Below are 1022 nucleotides of genomic sequence, written 5' to 3'. Positions count from 1 at the left end.
ACCCGTTGGCGGAATTAAATTAGTGCATATTTAATTTGTCCAATGGGTTTGTTATTAATCTTGTTTATATATTGAAGGATTGTAAGTGCACTAATTTTCCCCGTAATTCTGGTAAACAATCCTTCTGTTTGTTTTGCGTAATTTCTGATTATCATAAATTGATCGCATAATTGTGCAAAAAGCGTTTCAACCCTTTTCCTTGCTTTAGCAAATGGACTAAATACAGGTTTCCAATCTTTTTGATTCGACCGATATGGAACTTCCAACTTGATATTAGCTTTTTCAAATAAATCAAGTTGTATGGCTGCTCCAATATATCCACGATCACCGATGATGGTGCAATTCTGAAAGTTACACTTTACGTCTTTCAAATAATGAATGTCGTGAACACTCGCCTTTGTCAGGTCAAAAGAGTGTATGACACCGCTCAACCCACAGAGAGAATGTAATTTATATCCGTAATAATGTTTACCCTGTGAAGCACAATAGCCATAATTGGGAGCTTTATCATAATTATTCTTTCCCATTTTACAACGTTTTGACCTTATGGGACGACAGACTTCGATTGGCATAGAATCAATACAGAAAATAGCTTCTCCACCATCAACTTTTGATGCAATTCTTTCACGCACCTGATTACATAAGCCGATAGTGAGCTTCCTGCGATCATTATATTGACGACGGGATATGAGAGAAGAAAAATCATCTTTGTATTCATTTAATTTAGAAAACAAAAAGCTTTCACTATCTATACCTATTGATTCGGCAGCAAGGCTTAAACTGATCACTTCTAAGTCAGAGAACTTCGGGACGACTCCTCTGCGAGGTATATTCCCTTTTTCGTTTACTAAATCAGCAGAAAACATCTTGCATATATCAAGAAATTTAGCGAATATTGCATATAAGTTGTGCATAATTGAGCTGTATATTAATAGTTTGATCACCATTAAAATACTAATAATCAATGATATGCACAACTTATTTCCTGACATTTTTTAGTGAATTAATTCCGCCAACGGGTT

The 1022-nt window shown here is 35.0% G+C and carries 1 protein-coding gene; it reads right to left on the bottom strand.

Going from position 1 to position 1022, the window contains the following annotated elements:
- Positions 1-14 precede the first annotated feature (14 nt).
- Positions 15-992: an IS982 family transposase gene (locus tag M1P97_RS26205; RefSeq protein ID WP_034753041.1), complete on the bottom strand. Its 978-nt coding sequence runs from the start codon at positions 990-992 to the stop codon at positions 15-17.
- Between the last annotated feature and the right edge of the window lie 30 nt (positions 993-1022).

It is taken from the genome of Parabacteroides leei (assembly GCF_023369805.1).
In the GTDB taxonomy this organism is placed as follows: Bacteria; Bacteroidota; Bacteroidia; order Bacteroidales; family Tannerellaceae; genus Parabacteroides; species Parabacteroides leei.
This window is presented reverse-complemented; position numbering and strand designations above follow the sequence as displayed.

Coding starts and splice junctions, on each gene's coding strand:
- M1P97_RS26205 (WP_034753041.1), bottom strand. CDS start 992: ATGTCAGGAAATAAGTTGTGCATATCATTGATTATTAGTATTTTAATG.